Below are 2,683 nucleotides of genomic sequence, written 5' to 3' on the forward strand. Positions count from 1 at the left end.
CGTCTCGAACGCTTGCAGATGGTCGGATGATATTTCAGTCAGCGTGCGCGCGGCCTCGGGCGATCGATGACCGCGGGGAATGAGTGGCGGATACTTCGAATCCTGACTTTCGACTTTCCGACTCGCGACTTTCCGACTCGCAGTCCATGTAGGATTTCGACGTTCGAGAGCACATGCCCGACGAAACGACGGAAAGAGCCGGCGAGGTGATCCCCTGGGAGCGCCGATCCGAGATGGATCTCGAGACGGCGTTCGCGAAGACCGTCGCGGCGTTCCTCCACCCGCGAAAGGCCTGGGACGCGACGCCCGAGGGCGGAGGCTATTCCGGGCCGCTCATCTTCGCGGCCGTGTGCGGCGCCGTCGGCTCGCTCTTCACGGCGGCGTACAACCTCGTCCTCTTCCAGTGGATGCTGCGTCGCAATCCGACGCTCCGGCCCCCGAATCTCCCCTGGATCAGCGGCCGCGCCCTTCTTCCCTTGTCGAAGATCAACATCGTGATTTCCCCGATCGTGAACGGCGTCGTCGTGACGCTCTTCGTCTTCGTCGTCGCGGCGGTCATCCACGCGGGCGTCCTTCTCGTCGGAGGCCGGAAGCGCTCGACGTCGGGATTCGAGCGAAGCTTCCGCGTGGCGGCCTACGGCTCCGCCGGGCTCGTGGGACAGGTCGTTCCGCTGGTGGGCTCCCTCATCGCGTTCGTCTGGTGCCTCGTTCTGGTCTTTCCGGGCGTGGCGCGGATGCACCGAATGTCGCTGGGAAGGGCGGTCGCCGCCCTCGTGCTGCCCTTCGCGATACTGCTCCTGGTCATGCTCGCGGCGACGTCGCGATAGCGTCCGACTTCGTGGGGGCGCGCTCTGCCGGGCTGGCCGCACATTGCGAGTTCAGCAGCGGCGATCTCCGATCGATGACCGCTGCGACGAGCAGCCAACTTCTCGCGACTCGCGACCGAAGACCCGCGACCCTCCGACCGGATGACCGGATTCATGGACTGCCTCCTTTGCGGCGTCGCGGCGAAGATGGCACCCGTGCGGGAATTTCGAGCGCTCCGTTGGGCTTTGGAGTAAGAAGGGGGTAACTGCATGGAAACCCGAATCGATTACTCGAAAGTCGCGTCCGGAGCCGTCAACGCCATGCTCGGCATCGAGAAATACCTGACTCGGTGCGGGCTCGACCGGAAGCTCCTCAATCTCGTCTATCTCCGGGCATCGCAGATCAACGGCTGCGCCTACTGCCTCGACATGCACTGGAAGGACCTCCGCGCGGAAGGCGAGGACGAGCAGCGGCTCTACGGCCTCGACGCCTGGCGGGAATCGCCCTACTACTCCGATCGCGAGCGCGCCGCTCTCGCGTGGACGGAAGCGGTCACCCGTCTCTCCGACCACGTTCCCGACGCGGTGTTCGAAGAGGCGCGCCGGCACTTCGACGAAAAGGAGCTCGCCGACCTCACGCTCGGCATCGTCGCGATCAACGGGTGGAACCGTCTGAATATCGCCTTCCGTTCGCCGGCCGGGACCTACCAGCCCGGGCAGTGGGCAAAGGAGCAGCCGGTAAAAGCCTAGTCCGCGACGCCGCGCGGACGGCCCCGGGCGCTCCGCCCCGACGGAGCAAGACGACGTCCGGATGAGGAGCGAACGGGGTCCGGGATGCGTCGACAAGGATGAGACGCGAAAGGCGGCCGAGAGCATAGAATCTCTCGCACTGAACCTTTGAGCATCTCGGCCGGTACCAAGCTCGGTTCCTGTCCTTCGCCATGGCTGCGGAGGACGCGTCCTCTTTCACTTCCGGGCGATCGAGGACAAGCTCCGTGACCCTTTCCGCCGGCGAGAAGCTGGGTCCGTACGAAATCCTCTCGCCTCTCGGGGCCGGGGGAATGGGAGAAGTGTACCGGGCCAAAGACCCGCGGCTCGGGCGGGACGTCGCCATCAAGGTGCTCCCCGAGCGCTTCGCCGACGATGCGGAGGCAATGGGACGGTTCGAGCGCGAGGCGCGCGCGGTCGCCGGCCTCTCGCACCCGAACATCCTGGCGCTCCACGACGCGGGACAGCACGAAGGCGTCTCGTTCGCGGTCATGGAGCTCCTCGAAGGCCAGACGCTGCGCGACGAGCTCGAGGAGGGAAGGATCGCGCCGCGGAAGGCCGCCGACTACGCGCGGCAGATCGCCGACGGGCTGGCGGCCGCGCACGAGAAGGGGGTCGTTCACCGGGACCTGAAGCCCGAGAACCTCTTCGTGACGCGCGACGGCCGCGTGAAGATCCTCGACTTCGGGCTCGCCCGCCTCACGCCGTTCACCGACTCGAGCGATTCGCACTCTCCCACGGCCGCGGTCGGAACGGAGCCCGGCGCGATCCTCGGAACGGTCGGCTACATGTCTCCCGAGCAGGTCCGCGGCAAGGCGGCCGACGCGCGGAGCGACATCTTCTCGCTCGGCGCGGTTCTCTACGAGATGTTGACCGGTCGCCGCGCGTTCGGCCGCGAGACGGCGGCCGAGTCGATGACCGCGATCCTGCGGGAGGAGCCGGAGGAGATCGCGGAGTCGGGAGGGCGGATCTCGGCGGCGCTCGATCACATCGTGCGGCGGTGCCTCGAGAAGAAGCCCGAGCAGAGATTCCAGTCGGCGCGGGATCTCGCGTTCGCGATCTCGGAAGCGGGCGGCTCCTCCTCGGTTTCCGGCTCCGCCGCCGGACGC

At 67.0% G+C, this 2,683-nt stretch carries 3 protein-coding genes; all 3 read left to right on the forward strand.

The window, feature by feature from the left end:
- Nucleotides 1–173: 173 nt before the first annotated feature.
- On the forward strand, nt 174–827 hold the full coding sequence (locus VFS34_00055) for a Yip1 family protein (protein ID HET9792824.1): 654 nt from the start codon (nt 174–176) through the stop codon (nt 825–827).
- 249 nt (nt 828–1,076) lie between these two features.
- Complete coding sequence (locus VFS34_00060; protein HET9792825.1) at nt 1,077–1,556, forward strand: carboxymuconolactone decarboxylase family protein; 480 nt, start codon at nt 1,077–1,079, stop codon at nt 1,554–1,556.
- A 245-nt stretch (nt 1,557–1,801) separates the two neighbouring features.
- Nucleotides 1,802–2,683 (forward strand): serine/threonine-protein kinase (locus VFS34_00065; GenBank protein HET9792826.1); only part of this gene is annotated, 882 nt, incomplete at its 3' end.

This window comes from Thermoanaerobaculia bacterium (assembly GCA_035717485.1).
Lineage (GTDB): Bacteria > Acidobacteriota > Thermoanaerobaculia > UBA5066 > DATFVB01 > DATFVB01.